This is a genomic window from Roseibium sp. (assembly GCF_965276855.1).
Lineage (GTDB): Bacteria > Pseudomonadota > Alphaproteobacteria > Rhizobiales > Stappiaceae > Roseibium.
Genome location: NZ_OZ255700.1, coordinates 2,749,238 through 2,764,982 on the forward strand (window position 1 = coordinate 2,749,238; position 15,745 = coordinate 2,764,982).

At 56.7% G+C, this 15,745-nt stretch carries 18 protein-coding genes; 10 read left to right on the forward strand and 8 right to left on the reverse strand.

Annotation, left to right across the window (positions count from 1 at the left end; translation table 11 throughout):
- The first annotated feature begins 11 nt into the window (after positions 1-11).
- The 3 genes from ACQY4Z_RS12585 (at position 12) to ACQY4Z_RS12595 (ending at position 2,316) form a co-directional block, all read left to right on the forward strand.
- Positions 12-1,133, forward strand: coding sequence for a CaiB/BaiF CoA transferase family protein (locus tag ACQY4Z_RS12585; protein ID WP_428521745.1), 1,122 nt, complete (start codon positions 12-14; stop codon positions 1,131-1,133).
- A 95-nt stretch (positions 1,134-1,228) separates the two neighbouring features.
- Positions 1,229-1,663: a YHS domain-containing (seleno)protein gene (locus ACQY4Z_RS12590; RefSeq protein ID WP_428521747.1), complete on the forward strand. Its 435-nt coding sequence runs from the start codon at positions 1,229-1,231 to the stop codon at positions 1,661-1,663.
- Between the two features lie 104 nt (positions 1,664-1,767).
- Positions 1,768-2,316, forward strand: coding sequence for a tetratricopeptide repeat protein (locus tag ACQY4Z_RS12595; protein WP_428521749.1), 549 nt, complete (start codon positions 1,768-1,770; stop codon positions 2,314-2,316).
- Between the two features lie 34 nt (positions 2,317-2,350).
- On the opposite strand, the gene ACQY4Z_RS12600 is transcribed toward ACQY4Z_RS12595, so the two are convergent.
- Positions 2,351-3,259, reverse strand: a complete 909-nt coding sequence (locus tag ACQY4Z_RS12600) for a LysR substrate-binding domain-containing protein (protein ID WP_428521751.1) — start codon at positions 3,257-3,259, stop codon at positions 2,351-2,353.
- Positions 3,260-3,369: 110 nt separating this feature from the next.
- Here ACQY4Z_RS12600 and ACQY4Z_RS12605 point away from each other — a divergent pair, with 110 nt between their 5' ends.
- Both ACQY4Z_RS12605 and ACQY4Z_RS12610 read left to right on the forward strand, forming a co-directional pair.
- Positions 3,370-4,338, forward strand: a complete 969-nt coding sequence (locus ACQY4Z_RS12605) for an LLM class oxidoreductase (RefSeq protein WP_428521753.1) — start codon at positions 3,370-3,372, stop codon at positions 4,336-4,338.
- Positions 4,339-4,346: 8 nt separating this feature from the next.
- Positions 4,347-5,165, forward strand: coding sequence for an SDR family NAD(P)-dependent oxidoreductase (locus ACQY4Z_RS12610; protein WP_428521755.1), 819 nt, complete (start codon positions 4,347-4,349; stop codon positions 5,163-5,165).
- Positions 5,166-5,214: 49 nt separating this feature from the next.
- Here ACQY4Z_RS12610 and queF read toward each other — a convergent pair whose 3' ends face one another.
- From queF to ispG, 7 genes are all read right to left on the reverse strand, one after another.
- On the reverse strand, positions 5,215-5,682 hold the full coding sequence (gene queF, locus ACQY4Z_RS12615) for a preQ(1) synthase (protein ID WP_428521757.1): 468 nt from the start codon (positions 5,680-5,682) through the stop codon (positions 5,215-5,217).
- Position 5,683: 1 nt separating this feature from the next.
- Entirely contained in the window at positions 5,684-6,412 is a 729-nt protein-coding gene (queE, locus tag ACQY4Z_RS12620) for a 7-carboxy-7-deazaguanine synthase QueE (protein WP_428521759.1), read from the reverse strand.
- A complete protein-coding gene (gene queD / locus ACQY4Z_RS12625) occupies positions 6,412-6,795 on the reverse strand; it encodes a 6-carboxytetrahydropterin synthase QueD (protein ID WP_428521761.1) in 384 nt (127 codons plus the stop codon). The genes queE and queD overlap by 1 nt, the downstream gene beginning before the upstream one ends.
- Positions 6,788-7,477: a 7-cyano-7-deazaguanine synthase QueC gene (queC, locus tag ACQY4Z_RS12630; RefSeq protein WP_428521763.1), complete on the reverse strand. Its 690-nt coding sequence runs from the start codon at positions 7,475-7,477 to the stop codon at positions 6,788-6,790. Before queC ends, queD begins: the two co-directional genes overlap by 8 nt.
- Before the next feature lie 147 nt (positions 7,478-7,624).
- Positions 7,625-8,362, reverse strand: a complete 738-nt coding sequence (locus ACQY4Z_RS12635; RefSeq protein ID WP_428521765.1) for a DUF429 domain-containing protein — start codon at positions 8,360-8,362, stop codon at positions 7,625-7,627.
- Positions 8,355-9,257 (reverse strand): pyridoxal kinase, encoded by a 903-nt coding sequence (gene pdxY / locus ACQY4Z_RS12640; protein WP_428521767.1) that lies wholly within the window; start codon positions 9,255-9,257, stop codon positions 8,355-8,357. The genes ACQY4Z_RS12635 and pdxY overlap by 8 nt, the downstream gene beginning before the upstream one ends.
- A gap of 36 nt (positions 9,258-9,293) precedes the next feature.
- The gene (gene ispG / locus ACQY4Z_RS12645; protein ID WP_428521769.1) at positions 9,294-10,553 is read right to left on the reverse strand and encodes a flavodoxin-dependent (E)-4-hydroxy-3-methylbut-2-enyl-diphosphate synthase; all 1,260 of its coding nucleotides are present in this window, start codon (positions 10,551-10,553) and stop codon (positions 9,294-9,296) included.
- A gap of 222 nt (positions 10,554-10,775) precedes the next feature.
- Between ispG and ACQY4Z_RS12650 the strand changes: the two genes are divergently transcribed.
- The 5 genes from ACQY4Z_RS12650 (at position 10,776) to ACQY4Z_RS12670 (ending at position 15,717) form a co-directional block, all read left to right on the forward strand.
- Positions 10,776-11,549, forward strand: coding sequence for a hypothetical protein (locus tag ACQY4Z_RS12650; protein ID WP_428521771.1), 774 nt, complete (start codon positions 10,776-10,778; stop codon positions 11,547-11,549).
- Between the two features lie 54 nt (positions 11,550-11,603).
- Positions 11,604-12,503 (forward strand): 4-hydroxy-3-methylbut-2-en-1-yl diphosphate synthase, encoded by a 900-nt coding sequence (locus ACQY4Z_RS12655; protein ID WP_428521773.1) that lies wholly within the window; start codon positions 11,604-11,606, stop codon positions 12,501-12,503.
- A 116-nt stretch (positions 12,504-12,619) separates the two neighbouring features.
- Complete coding sequence (locus ACQY4Z_RS12660; protein ID WP_306149252.1) at positions 12,620-13,402, forward strand: 3-hydroxybutyrate dehydrogenase; 783 nt, start codon at positions 12,620-12,622, stop codon at positions 13,400-13,402.
- Between the two features lie 36 nt (positions 13,403-13,438).
- The gene (locus ACQY4Z_RS12665; RefSeq protein WP_428521775.1) at positions 13,439-14,452 is read left to right on the forward strand and encodes a patatin-like phospholipase family protein; all 1,014 of its coding nucleotides are present in this window, start codon (positions 13,439-13,441) and stop codon (positions 14,450-14,452) included.
- Positions 14,453-14,895: 443 nt separating this feature from the next.
- Entirely contained in the window at positions 14,896-15,717 is an 822-nt protein-coding gene (locus tag ACQY4Z_RS12670; protein ID WP_306149254.1) for a pentapeptide repeat-containing protein, read from the forward strand.
- The last annotated feature ends 28 nt before the right edge of the window (positions 15,718-15,745 follow it).

Below are 15,745 nucleotides of genomic sequence, written 5' to 3' on the forward strand. Positions count from 1 at the left end.
GACGCCGGCTTATGGCGCTGACAGGAATACGGGTTGTTGAGATAGGACAGGCGTTCGCGGCGCCTTTTTCGGCGGAAATTCTGGCAAATCTTGGGGCCGACGTCGTGAAGGTCGAACGTCCTGGAACAGGCGACGAAACCCGTCGCTGGGGACCACCGTTCTGGGGTGAGGACGCCGCCGTATTTCATTCGATCAATGGCAACAAGAAGTCTGTTGCATTGGACTTGAAGAATCCGGGCGATCTGGAAGCCTGTAAGATACTGATCGGCGGTGCAGATGTTCTTATTCACAATATGCGGCCGGGTGCGCTCGATAAACTCGGACTTGGCGCAGACGATCTCAAAACGCTGTATCCCAAGCTCATCTTTGCTGAAATCAGCGCCTATGGTCATGTCGGCCCTTTGAAGGATTTCCCGGGGTATGAAATCCTGAGCCAGGCCTTTGGCGGCATCATGAGCATTACCGGTGAGCCTGATCGGGACCCTGTGCGGTGCGGTCCGTCCTTGTGTGATTTCGGGTCGGGAATGTGGCTGGCAATCGGGATTTTGGCTGCCTTGCATGAACGGGCGCGGACGGGAAAAGGCGGGCTTGTTCAAACATCCTTGTTGGAGACAGCTTTGTCCTGGACGACTGTTTCCGCGAGTACGTATCTTGCCTCCGGCGATGCACCGGTTCGTATGGGCGGCGGACATCACCTCATTGCGCCGTACGGATATTTTGAAACCCGGACACGGCCCATAATGCTCGCCTGTGCCAGCGATGCTCTTTTCAAGAAACTGGTCCATGCCCTCGGCCGTCCGGAGCTTGGTGACGACGAGCGGTTCAAGGATAACCCGAGCCGCGTCTTGCATAAGGCAACGATAGAGACCGTGATCGGGGACATTCTCAAGACAGAAAGCCTTGGTCATTGGTTCGACCTTCTCAACGAAGCCGGCGTGCCCTGCTCGCCTGTGAACACCATTCCCGAAGTGCTTGGTCATGCGCAAACTCAGGCACTTGGAATGGTGCAGACCGATCCTGCCCGCCCAGAGGTCAAAAGCGTTGCATTTCCGGTCAGCCTAGATGGCGTGCGGCCTGGCCTTAAAACGGGCGCTCCTATCCTGGGTTCGAGCACTGTTGATGCCTGGGATTAAAATGTTGCGGTCGATGCCAGCTCACAGGATTGTGGATTGAACGTTAGCTGCCAGCCAAACATCTCCTATTTAAGGAGCCATTTGGGAGACTCTTCATGATGAACCGACGCATATTTCTTGGCCTTGCAGCAGCCAGCGTTGCTGTGATCGCACTTCCGCAATCCCCTGCTTTCGCAAAAGGACCGTTAGCTCTTACTGGTTATGATCCGGTGTCTTATTTTTCGGGCCGGGCTCCGGTGAAGGGGTCTTCAAAGTTCACAGCAAAACATCGCGGCAAGACGTATCAGTTTTCCAGCGCTCAAAACCGGGATGCGTTTGCAGCCAATCCCAGCCGTTTCGCCCCGCAATATGATGGTTATTGCGCTTATGGTGTTGCCCGCGGCTATAAGGTGGGCGTCGACCCGCTGGCCTATAAGGTCGTCGATGGAAAGCTTTACGTGAACTACTCGCGCTCTGTGCAGCGAACCTGGAGCCGCGACGTGCCCGGATTTATTTCCAAGGCCAATCAGAACTGGCCGAGCCTGAATTGAAAAGGCGTCGTCCGGTCGGACTGATCGCGGAGAGTTGCCAAAGGAGACTGCAGCGGTACTTATGATTTGGCGACAAATTCGGTGCAGTAGACGAGGGGCTTTTGATGAAAATACGCGGAGCGCCTTTGGCGGTTTTGTTTGTCCTGGGATTGAACGGCGCAGCTTTCGCTGTGCCCTCCGACACTAAGGACCTGCCACCCAAGCCGACACAGACATCGACCGAATGTCCGGACGGGAAAGCTTGGGACAAAGAGAGCAAACGCTGCATTGATATCAAATCGGACCTCTTTGACGACGATGACCGGTTCCTAGCCGCGCGTGAACTCGCCTATGCAGGACGCCTAACAGCGTCTGCGCAGGCGTTGGATGCTATTCGGGAGCAAGATCGCCCGCATGTTCTCACCTATCGGGGATTTCTTGCACGGAAGGCCGGGGATTGGCCGCAAGCTGAGAAGTATTATCTCGCAGCGCTCGCGGCGGATCCGGACAGCCTGATGACGCGGTCCTACATGGGGATGGGGTTGTTTGAGCGCGGCGACAAAGCCGGAGCGGTCGACCAACTCCGCGAGATCCGGGCACGTGGGGGCCGGGGCGGATGGCCAGAAAGAGCATTACTCATGACGATGCGGGCTGGCGGTAAAACCAGCTATTGAGGTTCCGCGAGTTTTCTCAATTGCCGAGGAGATCTTAAGGCTTCAGCCAAGGCGGCGCCTTTCCGATTTTTTCAAGCAGAAAATCAATGAAAACGCGCACTTTTGCAGTCAGGACATTTGATTTCGGGTAAATCAGCCAGAGCATGGAAGGATCGTCGACGATGTGGTTCGGCAGTACCCGAATGAGTGTTCCTGTTTTCAGCTCCTGATGCACACTCCAGAGAGAATTGGCCGAAATACCGGCGCCGGCCAGAGTGGCGAGCTTTTGAGAGAGACCGTTGTCCATCGTTAACCGGGCGTTGGGACCCCGGGTATCGAACACGCCTTCCGGACCTGTTGGGCTCATCAGAGGTTTCACTGCGCGGGCGGCAAAACCGATCAGTTGGTGTTGCTGAAGCTCATCAGGCGCCGTGGGCACACCGTGCGATGCAAGATATCCCGGTGAGGCGCACAGAATACGTGTGTCATCCGCGAGCTTCCGGCCCTTCAGGCTGGTGTCTTCCATCGCCGAGTTTCGGAGTGCAAGATCGAAACTCCCGTCAATCAAATCATATTTGACGTCCGATAATCGCAGATCGAGACGGATGCCGGGATGCCTTTCCATGAACTCTGGCAACAGCGGAACGACGTAAAGTTGGGCAAAAGTGCTTGGTGCGGTGAAACGCAAGGTCCCGGTCGCCTCCGGTTTGCCATGCCCGAGTGCGGCACGTGCCGCGTCCTCCTGCGCCAAAATTTCCCGGGCATAGGGAAGAAACTCCGCACCTTCTTGCGATAGCGAGACTTTACGCGTGGAGCGGTGCAGGAGATCCGAACCGAGAGAGCGTTCCAGTTTTGCAAGCCGTGCACTTGCTATGGACGGGGCAAGCCCCAACGCCTTGCCGGCTGCACTGATGTTGCTTTTTTCGGCGGCCAAAACGAACAGGCGCAGGCATTCGGTGTCCATTTTATTATCCCGAAATTCAGAATAGTGAAGTCTCAAATATGCTGTTTATGGAGAGAATAAAAGAAATATCTTTAATTTGAACAAGCACTCCATGGGTGAGGATGCACGTCATGCTGAAACGCACCGCAGACGGCGGTTTTCAGTCGCTGAACACCGCCTACAATGCCACCTTCCGGCAGAACAGGATGAGCATCGGCCTCGTCGTGCCGATTGAAAACTATGCCAATAGCGCCGTGCCGACGATGCGGGATCATTTGGATCGGGTAGAGTTGGCGGAAAAACTGGGCTTTGCTGCTGTTTGGTTACGCGATGTACCGTTTGACGTCCCGTCTTTCGGGGATGCGGGGCAGACCTTTGACCCGTTTGTCTATCTGGGAACATTGGCGGCTGTCACAGACCGCATAGCGCTGGGCGTTTCGAGCATTATCTTGCCGCTTCGCCATCCGGCGCATGTTGCAAAGGCGGCGGCGACAGCGGATGTGCTCTCTGGTGGCCGTTTGCTGCTCGGGATTGCGTCCGGAGACAGGCCGACGGAATTCCCGGCGTTGAATGTCTCGTTTGAGGCCCGCGGCAATGCCTTTCGTGAAAGCTATGACTACATTCGCCGTATGGCTGATCCTGCTCCGGCTTTCAACAGCCCACTTGGCGCACCATCCGGAGGGATGGACATGCTGCCAAAACCGGTCGCGGGCCGTTTGCCAATGCTGATCACAGGTGGCAGCCAACAGGAGCCGGACTGGATTGCCCATAATGCAGATGGGTGGATGACCTACCCTCGAAACGTTTCGCACCAAGCCGAGGTGATCGAGGACTACCGGCGGCGCGTTGCCGCTGCGGGCTTGGCGGACAAACCGGTCATGCAACCGCTCTATGTCGACTTGCTTGAAGACAAGGACGCGCCACCCCAGCCGATCCATCTCGGCTTCCGGTCTGGGGTTCGGGCGCTGAATCGCTATCTAGGGTCCCTCGAAGAAATTGGTGTGAACCACGTGGCCCTGAATCTCCGGTTCAATCAAGCAAACATCGAAAACACCTTGGCCCGGCTCGCCGATGAGCTGCTGCCCAACTTTCACGCGTGAGGTTACTGATGCAAAAGACTATTCTTCTGACCGGGGCCACTGATGGCATTGGGCTGGAAACGGCAAAGCGGCTTGCCGCGGACGGTCACACGCTGTTGATCCATGGACGAAACCCGGACAAGCTGGCCAGGGTGAAAGCTGATCTGGAGGCTCTTCCGGGCGCCGGTGAGGTTGAGGCGTATTTGGCTGATTTTTCAGATCTGGCCGATGTGAACAATCTGGCCGATACCATTCGCAGCCACCACGATCATCTGGACGTTCTGATCAATAACGCCGGGATCCTTCGCACCCAGGATCCTTTGACCAAAGATGGTATGGATGTTCGCTTTGTGGTCAACACGATCGCGCCGTATCTCCTTACCCGGAAGCTGTTGCCGCTCATGGGCAATGCGGGCCGGGTGGTCAACCTGTCTTCTGCTGCTCAGGCGCCAGTCAATCTGAAGGCCTTGGCCGGTCAACAGCGGGCCTCTGATATGGAGGCTTATGCGCAGAGTAAGCTTGCCATCACCATGTGGACACGGGATTTGGCGCGCGAGCTGGGCACTGACGGGCCGGTCATCGTCGCCGTCAATCCAGCCTCCCTTCTTGGCACCAAGATGGTGAAAGAGGGGTTCGGTGTGTCCGGTAGTGACATCGGTGTCGGCGTTGACATCCTGATACGGGCCTCCATGTCTGAAGAGTTTGAAGGCCGGTCTGGAGCTTATTTTGATAATGATTCCGGACGCTTCGCAGACCCGCACCCGTCGGGCATGGATCCGCAGGCCTGCGCAGAAGTCGTTGCAACGATTCGCGATGTCCTTGCGCACGCCGGCCAGCCTGCGAATTAAAGCGCAGGTCGGTCAAGCCTGCCGATCGATTTCTTAAAGGGCCGCCGGACTAGCCGCGGCCCCGGTAAGGCTGTACGCCCTGCTCTGGGATCCAGACCCCCTCCGGGGCTGGGCCAGTTTGGTAAAATACGTCGATCGGAATCCCGCCGCGCGGATACCAGTATCCGCCGATCCGCAACCACTCAGGATCCAGCAGTTCAACAAGGCGCTTGCCGATTGAGACCGTGCAGTCTTCATGGAATGCGCCGTGATTGCGGAAAGACCCCAGGAAGAGTTTCAGCGACTTGCTCTCAACCAGGAAGTCCTTGGGTACATAGTCGATGACGAGATGCGCAAAATCCGGGGCGCTGGTCAAAGGGCACAGCGAGGTAAACTCTGGTGCCACAAAGCGCACCATGTATTTCGTGCCGGATTGCGGGTTTGGAACCTTTTCCAAAACAGCGTTTTCCGGGCTGTCGGGCAGCTCTGTTGATGCGCCAAGCTGGGTGAGGTTTTCGTATATGGATTTGTCGCTCATCTCAAACGCCTCTCAAGTTGCCCCAGATTAGGGTATGAAGCTGCGGCAGGACCGTTGGTGTGTACCACCGGTCACCAGCCACTTTGTCCACCAGCCAACGCATCCGGTCCATGATGCCGGGCATGTCGATCGGAGCATCTGCTGCGGCCGGTGACGGCGGCGTGTGGTTGCCGGGCTGCAGATAAAGCGGCAGCTCCGGATAGCGCGCAGCAAGATCCTTGGCATAGTCGTAGTCCGTGTCATCGAAGATCACGGTTTTCAAGACTGTCTTGGTGTCTGCTCCGGCCGCCTCGACACATTCCGCGAGTTTTTGCCAATCGGTGTCCATGCCGCTGGAGGGCGGCTTGGGGCTCAAGGTCAGGACATCGAGCGCCGCAAACCAGTCCTTGGCGATGCTCCCTTGTGTTTCCAGGGCAAAACGATAGCCTTCGCGTTTGCCGAGCTCGATCAACGATCCAAGTGGCTGGATCGCCGGATTGCCCCCGGACAGCGAGACCATCAAAGGCTTGCCACCGCTAAGGATTTCGATCTGCATCAAGATCGCCTGCGGCGTCATTGGGTGCCAGTCGTCCCGGTAGGCGCTGTCGACGGCGTGCAGTGTATCGCACCAGCTGCAGCGGTAATCGCAACCGCCCGTGCGCACAAACACCGTTGGCTGACCAATCAGGGCACCTTCACCCTGGATCGTCGGTCCGAAAATTTCATTGACCCGGATTTGTCCAATGCTCATTAGCGGGCCTCCACCGGAATATAGGTCAGCGGCCGGTACTCGGCGCATGTTTTGGGTGTTTCCTTGACCCGGACAGCTGTCGTCTCGGGCCATTTTTCCACGCACCAGTCGAAAAGATGCTTGGCGAGATGCTCCGCAGTGACACAGTCATCGCCAAGCACATCATTGAGATGCCGGTGATCGAGCGTGTCGTCGATATAGGTCTTCAGGGCTTTCAGCTCATTGTAGTCCCGGACAAAGCCGACCTGATTGAGCTCAGAAGATGCCAACTCGACATCAACCACGTAATTGTGGCCGTGAAACCGGGCGCAGGGATGATCGTCCGGAAGGCCAATCAGCTGGTGCGAAGCGGAGAAGTGAAATTCCTTGGTGATCCTATACATTGCAGGCCCCTTTCCAGAAGTCGGGGTCGGCATAGGTCGTCGGATCGTTCACGCCAGCCAGGTGGAAGGCTTCCCGACGCTCGACACAGGTGCCACAGCGTCCGCAATGGATCTCCCCGCCTTTGTAGCAAGACCAGGATTTGGTGTGGTCCACGCCAAGCTGTGCGCCCTCGGCTGCGATATCGGCTTTGCTGACACGCACATACGGTGTGTAGAGCTTGATCTCGCCCATACCTTCCAAAGCATGGCGCTGCATTTCTTCAAAGCTCTCGGTGAAGGCGGGCCGGCAATCCGGATAGATAAAATGATCGCCGCCATGAACGGCCGTTGCGACGGCCTCGGCGCCGCGTGCAGACGCAATTCCATAGGCGATGGTCAGCATGATCGCGTTGCGGTTGGGCACCACGGTGATCTTCATGGTGTCTTCGGCATAGTGGCCGTCGGGCACATCAATGTTGTCGGTCAGCGCCGAGCCGGTCAGCTGGCGGCCTATGTTCGTGATGTCGATCAGGATGTGCTCGGTCTTGAGCGCATCGGCACAGGCTTTGGCATAGTCCAGCTCCTTCTTGTGGCGCTGGCCATAGTCGAAGGAGATCAGGCCGATCAGCTCGTTTTCCTGCGCGATTTTGTGCGCAAGGGTGACGGAATCCATTCCGCCGGAACAGATGACAAGTGTTTTCAACGTATTGGTCCCTTGTTTTCGCTGTGGACGTTCGTTGAAACGCCCGTCACCGGGTAGGCTGCGACCGGTGGCCTGCCGTTGAAGCAAGCGGCGCGCCTTATAACAGGCTTGCGCAAAAAGGGAAGAGACTTTGAGGGTGCGTGCGTGTCAGGCCCAGATCACCATGCGCAAACCTTTGCCGTCACGCTGATACGTTTCGGGAAACGGTTCGGCCTGCCGGTTCAAAATCCGCTCTGCAATCAAACTGTTGGCCGCCGCATCAAGGAGATCATCCCTGCCGCATCCCTTTGGTGGTTTTTGATCCAGGAAGTCTTTGGGCAGGCCCTTGGAAACAAGAAGCTCGCGGCGCAGATCCAAGCCTTCCGGGTTGGCGCGGCTCTTGACCTTCTTCGGAAGGGGCATTTCGGCCTCTTCGTTCAGGCGCCAGAACGCGAGCTCTGGATGCACTTCATAGATCCGCTCTTCCAGTGCGGGTGTCATCAGGCCGTCGATCTCACGGATTTTGGGGAACAGATAAAAGCATTGTTTTGACACCTTGCGGGGTGGGCTTGAGGTTTTAAGCGACGTCTCACAAGACGCTCTGTAATCCTCCTCGTAGACAGCAGAGCGCGACGGCACGGAAAAGACCGAAGACTGACGCATTCCGAGGTGCTTTCTAGCCGCCTTTTCAGCCCCCCTGCCATCAGGTCCAAGGTGGTCCGGCAACCCGATCGGCATGTCGACCGCAATGATCGTCAACTCGGGCTGGAAGGAAAGAAGATCCGCAAAGTGTTCAAAAAGTTGAAGTTTGAGATCTTTGGGATCGCTCATGTTTCGGAAAACTGCGATCCAGCCAGCCCGGCAGCCGTCAACACCGGCGACCCAGGTCCCGGCGCTCTCAGGCACGGACCTTGGCTTCCATAACACGCCGGGAAGTGACCAGCGCCATGGCCCGGACCACGGACTGCTGTTCATCGGCAAAGAGGAGCTCATCCGCGCCTTTTTTGACGCTGCGCGCGACAAGTTCAAAAACAGAGGCTGAAGCGCGCTTTACGGCCTCCTCATCGTCCAATCCAGCGAGCCGGTTGATCAAAAGCAGACCGGCTATCAGATCACCCGTACCATGCGGCGGGTTGGCAATGGCTGCATGTTCAGCGGCAACGGCACCCTTTGGGCCGGCGAGCAGATTAGAGATCGCGTTGCGGCGCAAGGCCGGTGCCGAAGTCACAAGGACGCGCTCGGTGCCCAAATCCCGGGCCGCCGATAGAGCCTCCAGCTCGCTGGAGATTTCTCTGCCGGTTAACCAACCAAGTTCAAATCTGTTTGGGGTGACAATATCGGCCAGAGGAACCAGATGGTCCCGAATGGCTTCAGCAGTCGCTTCAGGAACGTAAAGCCCGCCACCTGAAGCAGATGTGTGATCGCCCATCACCGGATCGCACAGATAAGGCGCTTCTGGGTTGGCGGTTTTAACCGCCTTGATCAGATCCGCAATTACCGGAGCCTGGTCCGGGCTGCCGAGATACCCGGTGATTATACCCCCAATCTCGCTGAGCTTCGCCGATCCCGCCAGGTCGGAAGAGATTGCAGAAAATTCAGCGGTTGGCGGCACAATCCGCGTTCCCTTGCCGTGTCCCGGGTGCCAAGGCAGCAAGATGGTCGGAAGAAACCAGACATCATGACCGTTCCGCTCCAGTGCAAACGTCAGACCGCGGCCGGATATGCCGCCGCGCACCACTTGAGATGTGATGACAAGGATCGGTTTTGTTACCGGTTCAGATCCGGCAGGCGGCTGCGTCATAGGCGGCTTTCAACTGAGGGTTCGCCGGATTGGCGATCAGGCGGCATCGGTGCTGGTTGTTTTGCCGCCACCATAGCGCTTTTCGATGTATTCCAGCACCATTTGCTTGAACTCGTCCGCAATGCCCTCGCCGCGCAAGGTGGTGGCTTTCTCGCCATCGATAAAGACCGGTGCAGAGGGTGTTTCGCCCGTCCCGGGAAGCGAAATGCCGATATCGGCGTGCTTGGATTCGCCCGGGCCATTGACGATGCAGCCCATGACGGCAACGTTCAGGCTTTCAACACCTGGATACTGTTCGCGCCACTTCGGCATTGACACCCGAATGTGGTCCTGAATGTCCTGCGCAAGTTCCTGGAAGACCGTGGAGGTCGTGCGACCGCAACCCGGACAAGCTGCCACCACCGGCACGAATGCGCGGAACCCCATCACCTGCAGGAGTTCCTGCGCGACCTGGACCTCACGGGTCCGGTCACCGCCCGGCTCTGGTGTCAGGGACACGCGGATCGTGTCGCCGATACCTTGTTGCAGCAAAATTCCCATCGACGCTGCGGAGGACACAATGCCCTTGGTTCCCATGCCCGCCTCCGTCAGGCCGAGGTGCAAGGCGTAGTCACAGCGGCGGGCAAGGTCGGCATAAACGGCAATCAAGTCTTGCACCTGGCTCACCTTGGCCGACAACAGGATCTTGTCGCGGCCCATGCCAAGGTTTTCTGCGCGTTCCGCCGATAACAGTGCGGACTGGATAATGGCTTCACGCATAACGGCGTTTGCCGAGACGGGGGAAGCGCTATCTGCGTTCTCGTCCATCAGCTTTGTCAGAAGCTCTTGATCCAGCGAGCCCCAGTTGACGCCGATCCGCACCGGTTTGTCGTGCCTTTGGGCGATATCGATGATCTGGGAAAACTGCGTGTCGCGCTTGGCCTTGAACCCGACGTTGCCCGGGTTGATCCGGTACTTGTCGAGAGCTGCAGCGCAGTCTGGATAGTCGGTGAGGAGCTTGTGGCCGATATAGTGAAAATCGCCCACCAGAGGCACGTTCACACCAATGCGGTCGAGCCGTTCCTTGATATGCGGGACCTGGGCGGCTGCTTCTGCACGATCGACAGTGATCCGAACGACTTCCGAGCCTGCCCGCGCGAGCGCCGACACCTGCGCGACTGTTGAATCCGCGTCTGCGGTATCCGTGTTGGTCATGGACTGAACCACGATCGGCGCGCCGCCTCCGACCATCACTGAGCCGACTTTTACCCCAACTGATTTGCGGCGCGGTAGGGGAGTTGCGAAATCATCAATCATGGCAAGGCCAACCGGTTGTCGTTCATGCGTCCCATATGTGGGAGTGTGCCTGGGTTTTCCAGCGCATCAATAGGGTGTCTGCAAAAAAAGGGCAATGGCAGCGCGCTCGGTGGAGGCGGAACTTGCGCTTGTTGTCATTGCGTGCGTGCGGTTTGCCCCATATGACAAGCAAGATTTTGGCGGGGCATTGGTCCCAACAATAGTAACGTGGCGGGTTCGACAATGCTCAAACGGTTGCTGAGTGACGCGGCATCACTGGTCTTCGGACATCTTGAAACAGTCTTCAAGGTCTGCGGCGCCTGGTTTTTGATCCAGTTTTTGATTTCAATTCTGCTTCTGACTGCGACCGCCGGTGTTCCCGCCGATGCCGAAACATTGCCGCCAGCTGCAGGCTTGTTGTTGATGACAAGTACTCTTGTCGCGCTGATCTCATCTGCATCCATATCCGTTGCATGGCACCGGTTTGGCCTTCTTGGTGAAAGGGTCGGCAACATCTATCTGCGCTTTGGCAAAATCGAAATCCAGTTCATCTGGCGGATGCTTCTGATCGGCCTATTTGGGTTCCTCGTTTCTCTGCCCCTCGTTTTTGTTGCCTTCATGCCGTCCGACTCCGCATCTGGCCTGGCAATCGTTGCACTTGTTCTGGGGTTTGCGCTCGTCATCATGCCGTTTTTGATGCGACTCAATCTTGTGCTGCCGGCGACGGCGATCGAACGGCCGCTGGGATTTCGCGAAGCCCTGAGGATCGGCAAAGGGCTCGGATGGCGGATGCTATTGGCAATAGTGGTTCTGTCCCTGCCCTTTGTTCTTGCAACGATGGGGCTTCAGTGGGTCCTTTCAGTCGTGTCCATCGGGCTGCCTGCCTTGTTCATCCAGATCAAGGTCATGATCTTGAATGTATTGTTGCAGATTATCGTGACGGTGCTTGGGATCTCGGTCATCACTGCAGGATACCGTATGGCGATGGAAAGGCAGGCTCAAGCGCTGCAAAGCTAGCGGATCTCCCGAAATGACCTATCTTGGGTGAGAACTGGCATTTAAGGGGAACCCATGTTTATCACCGTTTTGGAACGGTCGCTTTCACTGGCGCAGCATAATATTGGTACGCTGTTCAAGACCGGCTGGGCCTACATTCTGGTGCTGGTCGCGCTCAACTTCGCGATCGGGTCTTCTTTGATGCCGAGCGGCGGGTTCAGCACCATTTCCTATATGACCGAACCGGTTGAGACGGTGGACGAGGGGGCACTGAGAGCACTTGCGGCCCTTGCGAACCTTTTGGTCGGGTTCTCGATTGCCATTGCCTATGTTCGCAAGATCCTGATTGATGCGCGCGACTTCCCTCTGTTTGTGGGGCCCAGAACGTTCAAGGTGATCATCAACATGATTGTTTTGAACCTGATCGGGTTCTTGTCTTTGATCCCGCTCGGGATTGCCGCCAGCATCCTCGCTGCGATTACAGGTGGATTGGGCGCAATCGCGTTTCTAGCGGCGCCCTTCATCGCGCTGATGGTGACCCAGAAGTTCTCTCTCGTTCTGCCGGCTGCTGCCGTTGATGATCCCCTTACTTTCAAGGAAAGCTGGCGCGCCACCAACGGGCTTGGTTGGCCGATGGCGTTTGCGGCGCTGGTGATGAGCTTGCTTGCTGCCGTTCTTGTCGCCGGCGTCGGCCTGGTCCTGAGCCTCATGGAGAACTTTCTTGCCGCCAATGTGTTCTGGCAGCAGATCCGGTCAGCCGCTTTTCCAATGGCGACGATGCTGATCACTGTATGGGTCTTCGCCAATCTTCATGCAACGTTTTATGGCATGGTCCGCGAGCGGTTTGCCGCCCGTCTTGGCCTGCGGGCCGAAGATCTGCAGCAGGTCGAAGAAACCCGCAGTGCCGCCAACGAAAAAACGCGGTCAAAGGCGCGCAAGGCTTTGGCGGGGGCGCAAAAAATGCGCCGCCGTTGAGTGGCGTGACGTGAAGCCGCCATTTCCGGCGCGAATTTTGATTCTCATGTTGCAGTGCGGCGATAACTGGTCAAAAGTCCCGCCAGACGTTTCATTCATTTCGGGAGGATTTTCTGATGCTCGCCAACAAGACAGCAGTTGTTACAGGGTCAACGTCCGGGATTGGCCTCGGATGTGCCCGCGCTTTCGCTGAAAAAGGCGCCAACGTGGTCATCAACGGTCTCGGCGACGCCGATGAAATTGAAAAGACCCGCGCTGCCATTGAAGCTGATTTTGGCGTGAAGTGTGTCTACTCATCGGCCAACATGCTGAAAGGCGATGAAATCGCAGGAATGATCTCTGACACTCAGAAGGAATTCGGGTCTGTCGACATCCTGGTGAACAACGCAGGCATCCAATATGTCTCCCCGGTTGATGAGTTCCCGATCGACAAATGGGACGCCATCATTGCGATCAATCTGTCTTCTGCCTTCCATGCGATCCGCGCGGCGGTGCCGGGAATGAAAGAAAACGGTTGGGGCCGGATCATCAATACAGCCTCCGCGCACGCTCTCGTCGCGTCCCCCTATAAATCTGCTTACGTTGCCGCCAAGCACGGCATTGCCGGCTTGACCAAGACCGTTGCGCTCGAAGTGGCCGAGCAAGGCATCACCGTTAACGCCATCTGCCCCGGTTATGTCTGGACGCCACTGGTTGAAGCCCAGATCCCGGACACGATGAAAGCACGGAACATGACCGAGGAAGAGGTCAAGAAAGATGTGCTCTTAAAGGCCCAGCCAACCAAGAAATTCGTCACCATCGAACAGGTCGCCGGATACGCTGTCTTCTTGTGCTCCGACACGGCGTCTTCGATTACCGGTGCCATCATGACGATGGATGGCGGCTGGACTGCTCAGTAAGTCAACAGACACAAGTCCGCAGGAGCGAAAAGAGCCATGTCAGATCCAAAAAAGATCAATCTGGCTTTGCAAGGGGGAGGCGCGCATGGTGCCTTCACCTGGGGTGTGCTCGATTGGTTCCTAGAAGACAGCCGGTTCGAGCTCGACGGGATCACCGGGACATCCGCCGGAGCAATGAATGCGGTTGTGTTGGCCAGCGGCATGGAAGCTGGCGGGGAAGAGGGTGCGCGTGCAACGCTGGAAGCCTTCTGGCGCGAAGTCAGCACCGAGGCGCGCACCAGTCCCATTCAGCGCTCGCCGCTGGATGTGCTCCTGGGCCATTGGAGCCTCGATTATTCGCCGAGTTATCTCTATTTCGATGTGCTCTCGCGGTTCGCTTCGCCGTATGAATTCAACCCGCTGAATTTCAATCCCCTCCGCGACATCGTGGAACGGACGGTCGATTTTGAAAAGGTGCACTGCTGCTCCGGTCTGAAGCTGTTCATCGCAGCCACCAATGTCTTTACAGGCAAGATCCGGGTCTTCAGCGAAAAGGAAGTGACGCTTGATGCGGTGATGGCCTCGGCGTGCCTGCCACAGCTCTACCAAGCGGTGGAGATCGATGGAGAACCCTATTGGGACGGTGGGTTCATGGGCAATCCGCCGCTCTATCCGCTCTTTTATGAAACCGAAACATCGGATGTCGTCCTCATTCAGATCAATCCGATCGAGCGGCGTGAAGTGCCCAGGACGGCTCGCGAAATCGTCAACCGTCTCAATGAGATCACCTTCAACTCCACGCTCTTGAGGGAACTCAGGGCAATCGACTTCGTCACCCGCCTGATCGAAGACGGCAAGCTGGACCGCAAGGAATACACTAAGGTGCATCTGCACCGGATTGCCGCCGAAGAACTCAAACCACTTCAGGCCTCGTCCAAGCTGAATGCTGAGTGGGATTTCCTGACGCACTTGCGTGACGTTGGGCGCCAGACGGCCAAGGAATGGCTCGACCGGCATTTTGACGACATAGGCGAGCGCTCCACCATTGATCTGCGCAAGGAATTCGCTTGATCGCTGGTTCGCCGGTGCGGTTGGTTTGTTAACCTCTCATTTAGAATGTTTGCAACTCGCCTTGCATATTGCAATGCGCGAGGCCTGAACAATATCTAAACAAATTCAGTATCTTGTGATTGCGGATACTGTAGATTCTAGATCTTGCGTGTTTGAATAAAGAAACCAATTGGCAAGCCTTTTGCTGCTTATTCGGCACGCTGATTGTCAGGTAGTGCGTCGTCAGCGACATTGTGAATGGAAGAAGCAGGCACCTGCGACCCCGCCTGTTTCTTCCGTTCCAACTTTTGCTCCCGTTCAGGGATGCAATTCGCACACAATCTTCATGGTTTTCGGTTTTAGTGATCTCAGCTTACGATCCGGTTTTGGAGATCGTGAAATTCTTGGCCTTTGAACCGCCGCAGATCGCACTTATGTCAAGAGTTATGAAAAAAGGATCGGTTATGAAAAAGTCGGTTTTCAGCTATTTGGCAGCGAGCGCGGTCATTGTCACCTTGGCACCGCACGTTAGCGCGATGGAGTTGGATCCGCGCGTTCCACAAATTCTCGAAGACGGCGGCTGCCCGCGGTGTAATCTATCTCTTGCGACTTTGCGTGGGATGGAGCTGGAGGGCGCTGACTTCCATCGGGCCAATCTGCGTGAGGTTGATCTCAAAGAGGCCGTCATGCCGCGATCGAACTTTGAACGATCCGATTTCCGGCGAACCGAGGCCGAACGGGCCGATTTTTCGGCGAGTGATTTTGCTGGTGCGTCGATGCGGGCCGTAGATCTGGAAAAATCAAACCTCAACAGTTCGATTTTCCGCGATGCAGATCTTCGCGATGCGGACTTGAATGCAGCTGTCATGACCGGCTCCACGTTCGAGGGTGCAGACCTGCGCAATGTGACGTTGATCCGTGCTGTTGCTCAGAACACATCGTTCAAATCTGCCAAACTGGACAACGCCAACTTGGAGCGGATGGATCTTCTGAATTCCGTCTTTCAGGGTGCTCGCATGCGTAATGTCAAGCTGGACCGTGCCCAGGCCGTCAATGCGGATTTTTCAGGAGCGGATTTGTCCGGGGCTCGCTTGGTCAGCACCAATTTGAGCGGCGCTAATCTGACAAACGTGGATTTCGACGGGGCCTTGTTGCGGCGGACGCGGCTGAAAGGTGCGGATTTGACGGGAGCTTCCAATCTCGACCCAAGCCGGATCATTGATGCTTGCGGCGATGAAAACACAAAGTTGCCAGACGGCATTACGCTGGAGCCGTGCTCCTACTGAGTTCTCCGCAGCGAGCGAAACCAAAAAA